11 protein-coding genes and 2 pseudogenes are annotated in these 16,610 nt (G+C 52.2%); 11 read left to right on the top strand and 2 right to left on the bottom strand.

The window, feature by feature from the left end:
- Positions 1-2 precede the first annotated feature (2 nt).
- The 8 genes and pseudogenes from HMPREF2967_RS07790 to HMPREF2967_RS07765 all read left to right on the top strand — a co-directional run bounded on the left by HMPREF2967_RS07790 (position 3) and on the right by HMPREF2967_RS07765 (position 10,794).
- On the top strand, positions 3-710 hold the full coding sequence (locus HMPREF2967_RS07790) for a DUF6270 domain-containing protein (protein ID WP_070685920.1): 708 nt from the start codon (positions 3-5) through the stop codon (positions 708-710).
- A 201-nt stretch (positions 711-911) separates the two neighbouring features.
- Positions 912-2,819, top strand: a pseudogene (locus HMPREF2967_RS13560) (glycosyltransferase); the annotation flags it as partial.
- 54 nt (positions 2,820-2,873) lie between these two features.
- Positions 2,874-5,465, top strand: a complete 2,592-nt coding sequence (locus HMPREF2967_RS13555) for a glycosyltransferase family protein (RefSeq protein ID WP_369816030.1) — start codon at positions 2,874-2,876, stop codon at positions 5,463-5,465.
- A 412-nt stretch (positions 5,466-5,877) separates the two neighbouring features.
- Positions 5,878-6,258, top strand: a complete 381-nt coding sequence (locus tag HMPREF2967_RS13120) for a hypothetical protein (protein ID WP_158014696.1) — start codon at positions 5,878-5,880, stop codon at positions 6,256-6,258.
- A 2-nt stretch (positions 6,259-6,260) separates the two neighbouring features.
- Positions 6,261-8,258 (top strand): glycosyltransferase family 2 protein, encoded by a 1,998-nt coding sequence (locus tag HMPREF2967_RS07780; protein WP_083312599.1) that lies wholly within the window; start codon positions 6,261-6,263, stop codon positions 8,256-8,258.
- Positions 8,259-8,864, top strand: coding sequence for a hypothetical protein (locus HMPREF2967_RS07775; RefSeq protein WP_070685916.1), 606 nt, complete (start codon positions 8,259-8,261; stop codon positions 8,862-8,864).
- Between the two features lie 27 nt (positions 8,865-8,891).
- Positions 8,892-9,833 (top strand): NAD-dependent epimerase/dehydratase family protein, encoded by a 942-nt coding sequence (locus HMPREF2967_RS07770; protein ID WP_070685914.1) that lies wholly within the window; start codon positions 8,892-8,894, stop codon positions 9,831-9,833.
- A gap of 55 nt (positions 9,834-9,888) precedes the next feature.
- The gene (locus HMPREF2967_RS07765) at positions 9,889-10,794 is read left to right on the top strand and encodes a UTP--glucose-1-phosphate uridylyltransferase (RefSeq protein ID WP_070685912.1); all 906 of its coding nucleotides are present in this window, start codon (positions 9,889-9,891) and stop codon (positions 10,792-10,794) included.
- Between the two features lie 123 nt (positions 10,795-10,917).
- Here the strand turns inward: HMPREF2967_RS07765 and HMPREF2967_RS07760 are convergent, their stop codons facing one another.
- Positions 10,918-11,709 (bottom strand): glycosyltransferase family 2 protein, encoded by a 792-nt coding sequence (locus HMPREF2967_RS07760; protein WP_158014694.1) that lies wholly within the window; start codon positions 11,707-11,709, stop codon positions 10,918-10,920.
- Positions 11,710-12,177: 468 nt separating this feature from the next.
- On the opposite strand from HMPREF2967_RS07760, the gene HMPREF2967_RS07755 reads away from it, so the two are divergent.
- From HMPREF2967_RS07755 to HMPREF2967_RS13020, 3 genes and pseudogenes are all read left to right on the top strand, one after another.
- The gene (locus HMPREF2967_RS07755; RefSeq protein WP_070685909.1) at positions 12,178-13,227 is read left to right on the top strand and encodes a DNA cytosine methyltransferase; all 1,050 of its coding nucleotides are present in this window, start codon (positions 12,178-12,180) and stop codon (positions 13,225-13,227) included.
- An 18-nt stretch (positions 13,228-13,245) separates the two neighbouring features.
- Complete coding sequence (locus HMPREF2967_RS07750; RefSeq protein ID WP_083312598.1) at positions 13,246-15,336, top strand: ATP-binding protein; 2,091 nt, start codon at positions 13,246-13,248, stop codon at positions 15,334-15,336.
- A gap of 200 nt (positions 15,337-15,536) precedes the next feature.
- Positions 15,537-15,680, top strand: a pseudogene (locus HMPREF2967_RS13020) (transposase); the annotation flags it as partial.
- Positions 15,681-15,821: 141 nt separating this feature from the next.
- On the opposite strand, the gene HMPREF2967_RS07740 reads toward HMPREF2967_RS13020, so the two are convergent.
- The gene (locus HMPREF2967_RS07740; RefSeq protein ID WP_070685905.1) at positions 15,822-16,166 is read right to left on the bottom strand and encodes a hypothetical protein; all 345 of its coding nucleotides are present in this window, start codon (positions 16,164-16,166) and stop codon (positions 15,822-15,824) included.
- Positions 16,167-16,610 lie beyond the last annotated feature (444 nt).

Below are 16,610 nucleotides of genomic sequence, written 5' to 3'. Positions count from 1 at the left end.
TAGTGCGCGTTGGAATTTATGGGAGTTGTATTTCTAGGGACATTTTCAACCTTGAACGCCCAGGACTCGAGATGTCGGGTTACTTCGCGCGTTCATCGTGGATTTCTGCAACGAATCCCTCGGTTGCTAGGCCGAATGTCCAAAGCCGTTTGACGAGTCCGTTTCAGCAGCGGATGGTCGAGCGAGACTTTTTGTCGTCGTCGATCACTGGGCTGCTTGCGCTTGATTCCGATCTAATTTTGCTCGATTTGATTGATGAACGCGCTGGTGTCGTACGTGCCGAAAGCGGAGGCTATCTAACTTACCTTTCAGAAATGAAAGGCTCGGGGTGGCTGGATCATGTGAGGCATTCAAGCCTTATTCGATTCGGAACTCCTATGCATCTGAATCTATTCAAAGATGCAGCTGCTAAGGTTTTGGAATCTCTCAATGGGTGCCGTGTGGTCGTTCTCGCATCGAAATTTGCTTCGAACACGGAGGACGGAAAGGCCGTCCCGCCGGCAAGTGGTCGATCGGCAGAAGAATGGAATGACCTGTACGCAGAGTATTTCGGAGTGCTCGAACAGATTGGCTTTGATGTGCTTCGAATGCCAGATGAACTTTGCATTGCCGATTCAAAACATCGGTGGGGTGTGGCCCCCTATCATTACATAGAAGACTTCTATTCTGAAGCCGCCCGGTTACTCGCGGAGACTGGTACCAACCTCTAAGTGGGATTTGTCAATGACTCTTTACGAGGGATGGGGCTTGTTCGATGCAAGGAGGTCAATTTGTCGTTGCAACGCCCCTGTCGGGCAGTTATGTCGGTGATATGCTAGCTGCCTGAGTGTCGTCGCTGCCGTCATCAAGAACGTCACCGAACAATCGGTGTCCTGTTGAGAGTTCACCCCGTCTAGTATAGGAGAAACGTAATGTATTCTGATGAATTTCGAAGCTACCAGAAGATGCGCAGCTTGCGAATCGCTGAAGCAGTTTCGGATCCTGAAGGTCTTTACGTAAAGCTCAATGAGTTGTCGGGAAAGTCGCGGCAGCGGGAAATGCTCAAGATGGAGAAGGAGCGTCAGGACCTCAAGCGTCGTGTGTCGGCAGCTCACCGCAAGATTAAGCAGCTTCAAAAAGAAAACTCTGATCTGAAACGTGAAAGAGAGCTGGCGAAGGATCGTCTGGAGAAGCTACGAAAGTCGCGCACCATGCGGGCAGGGCGAGCAGTGACCAGCCCTGCCCGCTTTGGCCGTAGTTTCGCCAAGAATCCGAAGAAGGCATCTAGCGATGCGGCGAAGAAGTTCAATAAGACGTGGGAGAAACTTCGCTCGACTCTCACTGCAGCACAACTGAAGAGTTTCGCGCCGGCGCAACCGACGAAGTCGGATAAGGCGGCGCAGACCGCACGAAAAGCCGAAGCGAAGACGCAAACATTTAAACCGGCGATGAACCTGACACCGGCTGAGGCCTTCGCGCGCGACAAGTCAGCAGGCACACTCGAGAGGTTGATGAACCATAAGTGGTACATCGAGGGTGCGATTACGGAGACTGCGGCGCTGCTCTCCGAGAATGCTGATCTCCGCGGGGAGATGTCGGAGAAGGGCCAGATCCTAGCCGTACGTATCATGGGCGCCGCCTCCCTGAACGTGGATCAGCTCTTACCGGCGCGTAGCAAGGGCGCTGCATACGTTGTGGAGCCGCGACGTGTTATGTACTGCGTACACCAGACCCCAGTGTACAACTCTAATGGTTACTCCACGCGTACTAGAGGAGTGGCTAAGGGTCTGAAGGCCGCTGGATGTGATGTGGTTGTCGTCGGACGTGCCGGTTACCCTTGGGACTCCAAGGCGGATGTGAAAAAGCCAAAAGAGCTGCGAAATTCCGTCGAGATGGATGGCGTTGATTACGTCCATCTTCCTGGAGGAAACCTAAACCGCGACCCCTTTGACTTGTTTGTCCTTGAGTGTGCGGATGCGCTGGTGCGTGAGGCGCGTATTCAACGCCCCCGTGTAATCCAGTCGGCCTCTAACTTCCGCACGGCGCTGCCGGCGCTTATTGCTGCGCGCCGCGTTGGTGTTCCATTTGTTTATGAGGTCCGTGGGCTGTGGGAGTTTACCGAGGTTGCGGCGAAGCCGCACTTCAAGGACACCGAACGCTTCAACCTCATGCGTGACCTTGAGACTTTCGTAGCACAAAATGCCGACGTAGTTCTTGCTATCACCCGACAGGTGGAACAAGAGCTTGTTGCGCGGGGTGTTCCGGCAGACAAAATCGTTGTTGCTCCAAACGCCGTTGATCAGGACGTATTTCTTCCCCTACCGCGCGACGTAGATTATGCCAAGTCGAAGAGGATTTCCACAGAAGTTCCAATCATCGGTTTTGCTGGCTCGATGGTCGAGTACGAAGGCCTGCACCTCCTGTTAGAGGCTTCGTCACGATTACAGCAGCGAGGCATTGGGCACCAGATTGTGTTCGCTGGCTCAGGTGCCGCAGAGAAGTCCCTCAAAGAACAGGCTAGAGATTTTGAGCTCGGAGACTGGGTCCGTTTCCTCGGTCGTCTGCCACAAGAGGAAATGCCGCGCCTACAGTCGACGTTTGACATCGTGTGCTGCCCGCGTCTGTCGACTATTGTCACTGAACTTGTAAGCCCGTTGAAGCCACTCGAGTCGTTTGCAACAAGCAAGGCCACCGTACTTTCCGATGTTGCTCCCAACGTCGATCTCGCGGGGGAGGGCAACTCCCGAGCTTTGCTGTTTGAAGCTGACAACGTTGAAGCCCTAGAACGCGCCTTGGAGAAGGTTATCGTCGACGACGATCTTCGAGCTGACTTGGGCCGTACCGCGCGTTTATGGGCTGTGACAGAGCGTTCGTGGACCTCCATCGGAGCGATCATGGAACAAGCTCATAAAAAAGCCGAGCTCTCGTACGAGGAAGCCACCGCAAACTCACGTTCTCTTCGCGAGCTCCATGTCGGTGTCATCGGCGACGAGTTCACTCGTACTACACTGCAGTCTGCATTTGACGTCGAGCTTCTCGACCGTGAACGCTGGAGCGACCAGCTGAGCAATGACCGACAGTTCGATCTCATCTTCGTTGAATCCGCATGGGAAGGTAACGAAGGGCAGTGGAGCCGTGGCATCGGCCACTATTCGGATGAGGAAAGCGCTGATCTCCGTGGACTATTGAATCTGGCGAAGGAACTTGGCGTTCCCACTGTGTTCTGGAACAAGGAGGATCCGGTTCACTTCGTGCGATTCGCCCCGAATGCTGCGCTCTTCGACCACGTGTTTACTACTGATGCCAATGTCATCCCGCGCTACCACGCGACTCCGGGACAGGTGAACAGAACGATTTCCGCGTTGCCGTTCTACGCGCAGCCAGAGATCCACAATCCGTTGCCAACGGACCGTCCGTTCCATGAATCCATTGCCTACGCCGGTACCTACTACGGTGACCGATACAAGGAGCGCTCAAAGGGACTCGAAATGCTGCTTGAGGCTGCGAGTCGCTACCCGCTGGACATTTACGATCGCCAGGCGAAGAACCCGGATTCACCGTATAAATTCCCATTGAAGTACCAGCCAAGTGTGCGCGGCGCACTCCCGTATTCTGAGGTCATCAAGTCTTACCGGACCCACTTAGTGCATTTGAACGTGAACTCGGTTCTAAACTCGCCGACGATGTTCTCCCGTCGTGTAGTGGAAATCCCAGCGTGTGGTGGCTTGGTGCTTAGCCCCTACGGCCGTGGCATTACAGAGACGCTTGGCTCGAATGTAGCGTGCTCCAACCGCGATGACGATCACCGTGCTTGGCTTTACGACTGGACCTCGAACCCGCTTGGTCGTCTCGAGGAAATTTGGCGTCAGATGCGCACCATCTACCGCTCTCACACCACGGAGACAGCGCTGGCTATTTTAGCCCGCACAGCTGGCGTTCCAGTCAGCGGTCTCCACCTCGCCCAGTATGTCGCCCGTCTCGAGCTTGTTGATTGCGATGCCACCACCCGCGACGAAATCATCACCGCCCTTCTATCGCAATCTCGTCTTCCGCTCGCAGTACTATCGAATACCCTGAACGATGCCGATCGGGCGCAAATTGAGGCTGCCGGAATTCGCGTCGTCGATTCGCTGGAGGAAGCAGAGACTCTCTCAGACAATCTATTTGAGGTCGCGTTCGCTCAACCAGCCGCACGTACTTTTGCGGAAGACGTGCTGCTGCCGACTCGGTTCGGCGATTACGAGGAGATTCACGTCCGCGACGGCGAAAGCTTTGCTATCAGCGATCCGACCATCGAGCTCCTCGGAGATGCTGAGGCCGCTGGTCGTTCCTCGGACGGGATTGTCGCCCGGCGTATCGGGGACCAGAGTCTGGGCTACCCACGCGTTGTCGTGACATTGCCGGTTGAACAAGACATTGAGTTCTGGAACGACGCGGATTCACCTGCAGCCACACGAACCACCCACCAAACTGATGAGACGAGTGCCGCTGATGCCTTCCATGGCAAGAAGGTTGTAATTGCTGGCCACGATCTAAAGTTCGCGCAGGGGATTTTAGCTGCACTGCATGACGCCGGCGCCGAAGTGCTGATAGATCATTGGGAGAGTCACTCAAAGCATGATGAGGCGCACTCCCTAGAGTTGCTGAAACAAGCAGATGTTGTTCTCTGCGAATGGGGATTGGGGAATGCCGTCTGGTACTCCCAAAACGTTCGCGAGGATCAGCGGCTTGTCGTACGTGTCCACTCACAGGAGCTTTTCCGGCCCTACTTGAAGCAGACGTTTGTTGAAAACGTCGACACGTTTATCTTTGTCGGAGAGCTCATTCGTGCTGCCGCAGTGACGTCCCATGGTATCCCGCCGGAGAAAACGGTAATCATTCCGAATCCTGTGGACATTGAAAGCCTTGCGATCCCAAAGGAGCCGGGGGTCGAGAAAACCATTGGCTTCGTAGGCATCGTCCCGCGTTCCAAACGACTAGACCGCGCCCTCGATGTGTTAGAGGACCTGCTGAATCGCGATCCAGAATTCGTGCTTCGAATCAAGGGGAAGACTCCTGAGGACTATCCGTGGATGAAGAACCGCCCTGAAGAAATGCGGTTTTACGAGCAGCAGTACAGAAGAATCGACGAGATCAATGCTAGGTTCCCGGGTGCAGTTGTCTTCGACGGGTTTAGCCCTAACATGGCTGAATGGTATTCCAAGGTGGGTATCGTACTTTCTACCAGCGAGTTTGAGTCATTCCACTTGACTATCGCCGACGGCGCTGCGTCCGGCGCCTTGCCACTTGCTCTGAACTGGCCGGGGGCGGACCGGATCTATCCGACTGCGTGGTTAGCTGGTACTTCAAGCGATATCGCTGAGCGAATTATTGAGACAGTGACTAACTCGAGTTCTGAGATCGTCAGCAATCAGTTCATGGCAACTGTAGAAAGATTTGACAAGAAACGGGTTTTGTCGGCCGTTCTGGCAGTATTAGGAGGCTAGTTCCGTCAATTATTGTGGGAAATAGTCGCAATTAAACTACTTGTAGCTGGGGGAAATAGCTGCCCCCAGTACCCAGGGTAGCAAGAGACATCGGCCTCGAGTGTGACAGTTCCCTATTTGAACCAGAGCGGGTACTGATCCTCTTATGCCTTAGCTATAGATGGCTTTCTGTGGGCTCTTTGGTGCGGACGAACGGGCCACGATTAGTAGATTTGGTAGTTGACTGTGTATTGACTCAACACTGACTCTGGTGACAGGGGGTGCGAGTATTTAAAGTTGCCTGAACAGGCAAGCGATTCCCAACAGAAGTGCTAAAGTGTCCTTCGGACGTCGGAACACTTTCTCTCTATTTTCCACGATTTGGGCACCGTGACTCCCAGTCTAGGAAATTGTCGATTGTTAAGGATTTTTCTTGAAGAAAAGATTTACGGTTCCTACTGGAGCACTGGGGTTTTCAGTTCTTGTAGAGACTCTTCGCCCATTGGAATCAAAAGATTTCGTAGTGTGTGTCTCAGCTGGAGAAAGTCTGCCCGATTCAGACTCGGAAATCGCTACTGATCTCAGTTGGTCTTCTGGACTGAATACTTTCTTCCATTATTGTGGAACCAGAAAGGCTACTGGTTGGGTAAGCCTACGGGAATTTATCTGGGACAATACTGCGGGGGGTATTGTGATTGAGATTAGAAACAGGGCGGCCAAAGACTTGGCGGATGCAATCACTGACATTCGTTTAGGAGTTCGTTTGGCAAACCAAGGATTGAATCGGGTCACTATTGTCGGAGAGGACGTATAGCCGTGGACGTATCGGTAGTCATTGGTTTTCGTGATTGGGGAATTCGACGTCTAAGACTGGCAGTTACCAGTATCAAAGAATCGTTCGGAACTGCCGAAGGTGAAGTGGTGCTGTCTGACTTCGGCTCTGTCGATCGGCATGCAAGCGAAGAGCTCGCGAAGGAGCTCGGGATTCAATACGTGTATACCGAGACGGATGGACCGTGGTCTCGTTCTCGCGCTCTCAACGCAGGATTTGCAGTTTCTAAGGGCGATATCCTCGTGTCGACCGATGCCGATATGGTTTTCGCTCCGAAGTCATTCGAGAGAATCGTTGAGGTAGCCAAGTCTAACCCGAATTCAGCGTTCTTTCTGCAGTGTAGAGACCTACCTGAGCATATGACTGATGAATGGGTGGATGAGAACCCAGACGAGTGGGCTGAGATGGAAGCCGCAAGCAGGCTGCGTCCCCGGTGGGGAATGGGCGGCATGATGGCGATTTCGCGTGTGGGTTTTGAGGCTATTCGTGGCTTCGATGAAAGACTTCACACCTATGGTGGCGAGGACTTGGACTTTGCTCAGCGAGCTCGCCGAGCCGGATTCAAGACAATGTGGATCGAGGATCCTCAAGTCCGGATGTACCACATGTGGCACCCACCGACAGCCAAGGTGGTTGCGAAGACTCCCGAAGGAGTTTTGGCAGTTCAGAAGAACCGCAACGTTGTATACAATGACAAGACGTTCGTACGGAACTTCCTTAACTGGCAGTACAGGCCGAAAGATGCAGCTCCTTTGGTGACGATTGCTATCGCCACTAAGGACCGCGCTGACATCATCGGTGAGACGATTCAGTCTGCGTTGTTCCAAAGCGTCCAGGACTTTGAAATCGTGGTCGTGGACGACGGAGGAACTGACAATCTCGAGGAAGTATTGGATAGTTTCAACGACTCGCGGATTCGGTACTTCAGCCAAGAACCGCAAGGTATCTCAGCTGCAAGAAATAAGGCACTTGATGCTTCGAGGGGCCTTTATACCGCCGTCATCGACGACGATGACATTATGCATCCTCGTCGCCTTGAATGGCACTTGGCGTCGCTCGATGAAGGGCTCGACGGCAATGTCGGGTCGTTCCTCAACTTTCAGAACGACACCGGTGAGCTGGAACTTCAAATTTCGATGATTCCCGCTGTCTACACGGCGTTTGAAAAAGGTGCGGCGCCCGGGCACGGTACTTGGTTTATTCGGACGGATGTGCTTCGCCGATTTAGGTATGACGAAACATTAACCAGTGGTGTTGATAACAACATCATGTTGAGGATGCTTCGTTCCGGCGTGAAGCTCGGTCATACCGGAAAGCCAGTGACGCTGCGTCGCCAGCATTCTCGACAGGTCACGGTTACTGATAATAAGAACCAGGCGGAGGCTGTGAATTCAGCGCTCGCCTTCTTCACGTGGAACCTCAACAACTGGACTAGGAAGCGGCTTGAGGAGCAGAGGAGCTCTGAGGGGGCTTGGCCACAGATTGAGGACCGTGAAGCCTTGATTGAGCAAGCCCGAATTTATTTGCCGGATCATTTGAGCCAGCGCACCGTTGAAGTCCTGTCTGAAGAGGTAATTCCCCATGACGGATGGGATGGCGATGTAAATTCTCATTTCGTAACCCTGGAAGGCGTAGGCGCTGCCCATGTCGCTGAGGTACGACACGCCAGCTTCGCGGACCTTGTCCGGCTGCGCCAACATGGTCTCGATTTCACTGCGCGTCCTGATTCCGACGAATCGGAAGCAAGCTGGATGGAGTCGCTAGCGAAGATGCTTGAGAGCAAGATAGGCCCCGACATGTTTGCAGTAGTGCTTCCCAGTGACGCCTCGGCCGATCAGGATACGCAAGAGCTTCTTCAGGGGTCTGCTACTTTCGCGGACTCGAAGTTCGATTTCAGCGTTCGGCTAATTGATTCGGGTGAAGATTTTGAATTGCCAGCTGGCAGCTATGTACTTGGTCAACACTATTTTGGAGTCAAATAGATGAAGTTCACGCAGGAAACAAACTCGCTTGGACAGTTCAGCCTTGTGTGGGAACGGACCGAGTACGATGCTTTTCCGCCAGCCCAGGCATTCACCGCAGATCATGCTCCCCGTGTTATCCATCCCGATCGTCGCGCTGTAGCTCTCACTCTTCTTTTCTCCCCGTGGGCGGGCGACGAGATGACCTTTCCTGGAAGGATTGGCCCCAATACCGCGCACGAGATTCGAGAGTTCACGGAAAATGCGTCATCGTCGATTGGCCCGATTGAGTATTACCCGAAGGGGCTTCCCATCGGAGCCTTTTCAGGAACGGTATCCAATCAGCTTGATGGGTTTGCTGACGTGGAGAAGCCTGCAATCTACGATTTGCCTAATCATGAGTTCAATGGTGCCCTTCGTACGATGAAATCGTTGGCCATCGGAACCAACAGTTTTATGTTCAAGAGGCACGATTCCGACATTGTCCCAGCCATCGGCGTGGGCGTGCTTTTCGCTGAAGATCTTGGGCTGGATGAAATTGTGATTGAGTCTGACTTGAGCGAAGAACAACTGACCTCTTTACGTAGGCTGCTTTCTGCAGTTCGACTTGGCCTGTCAATCAGGTAAATCTACTTCTGGAAGGGCAGTAACAATATGAAGGCATTGGTTACTGGTGGCGCGGGATTCATCGGTTCGCACTTGGTAGATCTCCTAGTGTCGGAAGGCTACGACGTCGACGTGCTGGACAATTTCTCTTCGGGGCGCGAGGAGAACCTTGCAGACGCGCTAGCCTCGGGAAAAGTTGAAATTCTCCGGGATGATATTCGTAGTTTCGATTTTGATAAGCACTTTGCGCAGGCCCCAACAGATGTTGTGTTCCACCTCGCTGCTCAGATTGACGTTCGCAGGTCGGTCGAAGCTCCAGAGGAAGATTGCGAAACTAATGTGGTCGCCACCGTCAAGATCGCTAACGCCGCGCGTAGGCACAACGTGAAGAAGATCATCCACACGTCGTCTGGCGGTTCGATTTACGGTAATCCTGAGACTTTCCCCGTCGATGAGTCTTATGACGTTATGCCGGAATCGCCCTATGCGGCCGGCAAGGCAGCAGGGGAGTTGTACCTAGGCATGTTCTGTCGCTTGTACCCGCAGCTGCAGTGCGCGTTTATCGCGCCGGCGAATGTCTATGGTCCGCGTCAAAATCCGCACGGTGAGGCCGGCGTGGTGGCCATCTTTGCAGAGCGATTGCTCAATGAACAGCCCACCAAGGTTTTTGGTAATGGTGGAAATACCAGGGATTACGTGTTCGTCAAGGACGTAGCGCGCGCCTTCTACCTTGCTTGGCTGCATGCCCCGAATAGCGAGAGGTTCAACATTGGAACTGGCGTTGAGACTAGTGACCGAGAGCTCCACACGATGGTGGCGGCAGCAGCCGATGCTGTGGACCAGCCTGAGTTTGCACCGGCCCGGCTTGGCGACGTCCCCCGCTCCTGCCTGAACTCGCGCAAGGCTGAGCAACAGCTGGGGTGGAACGCAGGAGTGTCAATTGAAGAGGGAATTCGCACCACGGTTGACTTCTTCCGGGACACAAACTAGCGCAAAACACAGGGGTCTGCCGAGCGGCTATTTTGCTCTGTAATACGATTAATCTATGCATGATATCAACACTGTCCGCACCGTCGTAGTCCCTGCCGCTGGTATGGGCACCCGTTTCCTTCCAGCCACTAAGACCGTTCCCAAGGAACTTCTCCCAGTGGTTGATACCCCAGGCATTGAAATGATCGCGGAGGAAGCAGCGGCGGCGGGGGCATCGAGATTGGCTATTGTGACCTCGCCAAGCAAAGACGAAGTCCTGCGCCACTTTGATGAGTTCCCCGACCTTGTGGAGATTCTCCGTGCTCGTGGCAAGGATGAGCAGGCGGCGAAGGTTGAGCGTGCTGCAGAGATCATTCACCCGGTTGCCGTAACCCAGGAACGACCACTGGGCTTGGGGCACGCAGTCGGGTTGGCTGAATCTGTATTGGATGACGATGAGGACTACTTTGCCGTCATGCTTCCCGATGACGTCATTGAGCCGACTGCAGCCATGAGCGAAATGATTCGGGTGCGCCAGGAGCAGGGCGGTTCGGTGTTGCTGGCGGTCGAAGTCGATCCCGTCCACGTCTCCAGTTACGGAGTGTTTGATATTGAGGCTACTGGCGATGCCCGTGTGAAGAAGGTCGTGGGCATGGTGGAAAAGCCTGCGGTCGAGGATGCACCGTCGAACCTGGTGGCTACGGGCCGCTACCTATTAGACCGCGCGATTTTCGACGCCCTCCGTCGCATCAAACCAGGCAAGGGCGGCGAGCTGCAACTTACCGACGCCCTCGATCTGCTCATCTCCGAAGGCCATCCCGTCCATGTCGTAGTCCACGATGGCATCCGCCACGACCTTGGCAACCCGGCAGGATTCATCCCGGCCAGCGTGGAATTCGGATTGCGCCACCCGAAATATGGTCCGGCGCTGTTCCGTGACTTGGAAAAAATTATGGAAAAGTACCGTCCCGAATTAGGGTAGGGGCTCGGTCTACACCAGAAAGTTAATAGTACAATCTTGGCTCAATCAGATGCTCGCGGCGGTCTTAGCCCCGCCATCTGTTACAGACTAATGATAGCTTTGAGTACAAGCTCTTTCGGTCAGTTAGGAAAGAGGGTTCTCTCGTTTAACTCCTTCGGATGAAATCGTGGAATCATGCACTGAGTACTCCAAATCCAATGATTGATTTGGGTACTTGTAATGGTGCAGTCTTGCGATTGTTTCGGGCAGTATCTCGAAAGGGCCGCGTGAAATTGAGTGTACGGAGTTCATAGGAAGAGAATGGGAAATCTTGACTAAAGACTTGACTCTATTTTCCCAGCCTTTTCCGTACTCGAGAATGTCTTTGCGATCCCAGCGATATACTTGATTTCTTACTAGCTTATCGGTGGTCCAGGTTGACATATCGAAATTGAAATTTAAGAACCGTAGCCTGGGATTTTTTGCGTTGGTGACTATCGATTTAAGGCTGGAAGTACCTGGCAATGCTATGTATTCATCAACGTCGATAACGGCTACCCAATCTTCTGGAAAGTTGTCTCTTAACTCAGCTAATTTTTCTGGCAAGTATTTGTACTGCCGATCAGAGAGGGGATCCACAATTGGTAAGCCGCTTTCTTTAATATGTTCGGCGTGATCGGATCGCCATTTCTTTACTGCAGCCCACTTTTCTTCGGGAGATAGGTGGTCGAAGTAGAAGCCGCTCGCCTCCTTGACGGTTAGGTCAAGGTTTATAGGAATTTCTGTTGTGATTTCTTTAAGCAGCTTTTCACTCTCGTCGTTCGGGGCGTCGAGAATGATGTGAAAATAGTTAAAGCCGATTTTGTGATGGTACGAAACCCAGTCTTTGAGGCGCGGGGCATCCCCCCGGGACATCGTCAAAATGTGCAGTTCCAATGTTTCTCACTTACTCATCTGTTTTAAAATATTTCCAATCTATTTTAACCAATTCGCAATAAGATGCGTTTGGTGGATGCTGGCATTTTAATGTTTTCATGGAAGATTCGAGGGTGTCTGATGGTTTGTGTGCGGTGTCTGGTTCCGTGACATCGATCCGCCATGTCGCGCGACATCGATCCGCCCGCCCACGCCCCTGATGTCCGACAACATGGTTCCGCTGTTCCACCCAAACTAAGCCGGCCTGCACAAATGAGTCCAACCGAAGCCCCCGATGAGTTTGAGGTCCAAGCGGCATAAGGTCTGATAGGCTTACACCTACATTTTGTTCACTCCAAGGTGTCTACTTTCCGGGGTCGGGCCCGTTGACTTAAATGAGGTATGGAAGCCTTCCATCCACTTCATCTGTCCTTAACCCACGTCGCCACAATGAAGGAAAGCAACAGCAATTTTGTTAGGAACTATGCAATGAAGCTTCGCAGCGTTGATCTATTTTGTGGCGTAGGTGGGCTAACCTATGGAACCAGGTCGACCGGCATCAATGTGGTTGCAGGTTATGACATTGATGTCAACAGCAAATTGGCCTACGAAGAAAACAACCCCGGTACGGGGTTCATACTTAAGGACGTGGCAGAGATAAAGTCGGGAGAGATTTCGGCTCTTTACCCAAAAGACACCGACGTGAGAATCCTGATGGGATGTGCGCCCTGTCAACCTTTTTCGAGTTACAATCGCCAACCTAGAACCTCTCCATCAAGAAGCTCAAAGATGGAGTTGCTGAGCCATTTCGGCGTCCAGGTCAAGGACAGTCTGCCGGAGATAGTCTCGATGGAGAACGTACCCAATCTCTCCAAAGAGCCGGTATTCGGGAAATTCGTCGCTCTTCTTGAGGAGCTCGGCTATCGCATTGATTGGAAAGTAGTGAACGCCGCGCATTATGGAGTTCCTCAGTCTCGCAAGCGCTTGTTATTGCTTGCTTCCCGACTGGGGCCAATTTCGCTGTTGCCCCCGACTCATAATACGGACAATTTGGTCACAGTCCGAGATAAAATCGGTCGGCTTCCAAAGTTGAATGCTGGCGAAACGCACCAATCGGACAATCTCCATCGTTCGCGCGCTCTGGCTGACATCAATTTGAAGCGGATTCGTGCTTCCAAGCCTGGGGGAACATGGGAGGATTGGCCGAAGTCGCTACTGCCGGACGCATACCGGAGGCCGTCGGGACAATCCTTTAAGTCGGTGTACGGACGTCTGCAATGGGATCAACTCTCGTCAACAATCACCACTCAGTTCATTGGCTATGGTTCTGGACGTTTCGGGCACCCCTCGCAAGATCGAGCATTAAGCCTGAGAGAGGGCGCGCTTTTGCAGACGTTCCCCGAGGACTACACGTTTGTACCCAGAGACGCTGAAAGTAACTATCACGTTCAGCCAATTGCCACGCAGATAGGAAACGCTGTGCCCCCGCGACTGGGAGAGGTCATTGGTGAGAGCATTAAGGCTCACGTAGGCAATTAAGTGCGCTAAACTCTACTTATGGGAACACCTGAATCAATCGAATTTCACACCGCAAACACTGCCGCAACGCATTTGGGCAGAAAACTCTACACGAGCTCACCGTCAGCTCTAGCCGAGTTGATTGCTAACTCATATGACGCCTACGCAGAGAATGTTTGGGTAAAGCTCACTCCTAGAAGCGAGCGGATTGTTATAGCAGATGACGGGATTGGAATGTCTGTTGATGCCGTTAAGAAACAATACGCAAGTATCGGTCAGCCCAAAAAGCCGACACAAGCTCCTCACGGGAAACCCGAACGCAAACCCATGGGGAAAAAGGGGATAGGAAAGCTCGCATCCTTTAGTCTTGGCGGTGAGTTCACCGTTTACACCAAAACACAAGACGAGGATAGCTGGTTTACGTTCACTCTCTCCTACGAAAAAATGGTTAGCACCGAGAATTCTGAAACCTATACTACGCCCGCCAACTTTCTCGATACGTTACCTGAAGAGTTTGCTGCACTTGGGATAAAATCTGGTTTTATCGTTGTAATTGAGGACTTGAGAAGGCAGATCAGACAGGTCACGATTGACAATCTAAAAGTTCAATTAACTCGCCGATTTTCAATTCGAAATTCCGAAATCAAGATTATCGTAAACGAAGATGTAGTCGACCTTTCCCCTTTTGAGCTTCTTTACACCCATATCCAAGCCGTAAATTACGTTGGATATGAAGAAAAAGAAATTCGAGAAATGTTCCCTAAAGCCCGAGAAATTCTCGAATACCAGCCTTCGCACCAGCGGACAAAAATAGCCCGTGATGGCTTAGAACAGTATAACCAAAACGGAGTCAAAGCATGGCTGGGAGTGGTGGACAAACCAAAGCGCTTGACTGACCTCGGTTTAGGTGGCGTACTGGTATATATCAACGGAAAAGTCGCAGATGAAGACTTACTCAAATCGAACAAGTCTGCCCAGATGGGTGGCCAATATGTCACCGGTGAGATGTCTGCGGATTTCTTGAACGAAGAATCCGAGGACCCCATTACCTCGTCTCGACAGGGACTAGATCAGTCGGATGAAAATGTGGATAACCTCATAAAGCTCGCTCAGGCCATGCAAAACAAAGCAATTGAGCAATGGGACAGACTGAAGGAAAAGGAAGCTAAGAGTCGGTTGCCCGAGCAGGTCCGCAACGACGAAAGGTACGCAAAATGGGAAAACAGTCTTTCAAGTCTTCAAAAGAAGTTTAATGGACGGTTACTGCGCATCTTGAGCCAGTTCGAAGATTTTGACAATGAGGAATGGATGTCCGATGAGGAAAAAATTGCTTTTCTGAACAGCACCACTACGTTAGTTCAAAGTCTTGAACTCCAGGAAATTAGTCATGAACTCCCCGACAGCGCGAATGACGAACACCAGTTAATCAGTCTCGTTACTAGGTACCTAGGTAATATTGCTCGCCAAGATCGGTGGCAAATGGCTGATACTTCCGCGAAGCGACTAAATGCAATCAAACAGCTGAATGAACTGATTGACAAAGAGAATGAAGTAGAAAACGCATTTGAAGAATGCTTGTTTGACAACCCATGGCTACTCAATCCGTTTTGGAATCGAACTACTTCATCAGATGAACATGTCGCAATGAAGCGTCAGCATTTCACCAAGATCCGAGATGAATTTGATAACGATCATAAACGTGGTTTTATAGACATCTATGTGGAGGTTGCGGAGGAAGACCTCCCAGTCGTGGTCGAACTCAAGCGACATGACGGAAGCGGCCACTCTTCTCCCAAAAAGGTCACCTACACTAATATCCTAGAACAAATAAATCTCTACAGAAAGGGACTCTATTCGCGTATGCCAGCCGAAAAGCAGGGTAAATATAAGTGGCCCGACATAAAGGCAATTTTTGTCGCCCCCAAAAATTCTCTGCAACTCGATAGTTCATACTCCGGTCTAGACCGGAATGAAGTAGACCAACTTGCCCAACAAAAGATTGAGGTTACGACATATGAAGCTCTTCTGGACCGTGCTTACACCTCATATCAAGACTTTTTCCAATCTCAGAAAGAAAGTGCAGCACTCCCATACTTCCGATTCGGACTTGATGAAAATTCAAGTATTTAGAATTCGGGTCTCACATTGAAAGTCTCAGTACATTCGCCGCTAGCAGACGAGCAACAGTAGAGTTGGAAACCCTCCGAGAATCGCAGCCGGATAATACACAATGTGCAACTCAGGCAAGTGCATGGAAAGGACCTGACCCCCTTTTGGTGGACACCTGATATCCGGCCCAGTCGGGCTGGGAAGAAAGGTAATCTACCATCATGTCCAGGTACTCCGAACAGTTCAGACGCGATGCTGTCGCTCTCTGTGAGAATAATGAGGACCTCTCGCTGAACGCAGCATCAGCAGAGCTCGGTATCAACCGTGCCTCGCTGCATTCTTGGGTCAAGAAGTACGGCACCGGAAAGCTCATTAGCTGTTGATGTTACAAACAACAGTGAAGAATACGGGCAGATGGCCACGAATAAGCTGGCTTTCATGCCAACGTGGCCGGTGGCCTTGTCAATGATGGAAACCTTGTCGCCGGCCCAGTCGACGTAGAGTTCCTAGCCTGGCTCGTGTTCGATAATCGAGGTCATTCCAGTGGTGCGGATGTGGGTGCGCAGGCGTTGGCAGAACTGGGAGTACTGATACTTCAACTCGCCTTCATCGGCAGGTGCAGCAACGTAGTCCATCCAGAGCTTGTGGCGGGTCAAGTGCTTGTTGTTGGCTAGTCGCTTGGCGAGCTTTTCGAAGTCTGGCTGGTCGTAGCGCTTGCGACGGGCCCCGCGATGATCGCTGAAATGCTCGTCGAAGAATGATGGATCCAGCTGAGCAAACAACTCCTTGGTGATGCCCAGGTCCGCAATCAGCGTCTTGGTCTTGGCAATATCCCGATTGGAACATCCCAACGCCGCAGAAATGGCAGCATAGCTTCAATGCGTGTGCGATCTGCGCGTAGCTAGCACCATCAAGGCACATCGCGATGATCTGTGTTCAGAAGATTGAAATGGTAGCGGTGTGGTGAGTGTCTGGTAGCGCCTGAGTGAGTTTCCGGTAGCGGTGGCTTACTCAGGCGTTGCTTACGAACACGCCTGCAACATCGCACACACCCACGGCGGCGCAGGACGCGATAGCGAAATGCCACCCATGCGCGACCGCCAAACCATGGCACGACGCATACACGGCTATGTCACCCAATCCAAAAACCAGCACAAGCCTTAGCTCTAGCGCTCCAGGGCGAGCTACAAGCAGTGAACGCAAAGCACTAGCCACAATGGGCCGCAGAGACGGCCAGAAAGCCCCACAACGCTGGAAAACCGGCTCTTCCGGTTTCGGGGTGCGTAGCGGGGTGA

The sequence above is a fragment of the Corynebacterium sp. HMSC059E07 genome (assembly GCF_001814395.1).
In the GTDB taxonomy this organism is placed as follows: Bacteria; Actinomycetota; Actinomycetes; order Mycobacteriales; family Mycobacteriaceae; genus Corynebacterium; species Corynebacterium hesseae.
The sequence above is the reverse complement of the archived record's forward strand: the minus strand, read 5'-3'. Positions and strand labels throughout refer to the sequence as shown.

Bases quoted from the DNA above. Each gene is read 5' to 3' on its own strand.
- HMPREF2967_RS07775 (WP_070685916.1), top strand. From the start codon at position 8,259: ATGAAGTTCACGCAGGAAACAAACTCGCTTGGACAGTTCAGCCTTGTG.
- HMPREF2967_RS07755 (WP_070685909.1), top strand. From the start codon at position 12,178: ATGAAGCTTCGCAGCGTTGATCTATTTTGTGGCGTAGGTGGGCTAACC.
- HMPREF2967_RS07765 (WP_070685912.1), top strand. From the start codon at position 9,889: ATGCATGATATCAACACTGTCCGCACCGTCGTAGTCCCTGCCGCTGGT.
- HMPREF2967_RS07770 (WP_070685914.1), top strand. From the start codon at position 8,892: ATGAAGGCATTGGTTACTGGTGGCGCGGGATTCATCGGTTCGCACTTG.
- HMPREF2967_RS13555 (WP_369816030.1), top strand. From the start codon at position 2,874: ATGGAACAAGCTCATAAAAAAGCCGAGCTCTCGTACGAGGAAGCCACC.
- HMPREF2967_RS07750 (WP_083312598.1), top strand. From the start codon at position 13,246: ATGGGAACACCTGAATCAATCGAATTTCACACCGCAAACACTGCCGCA.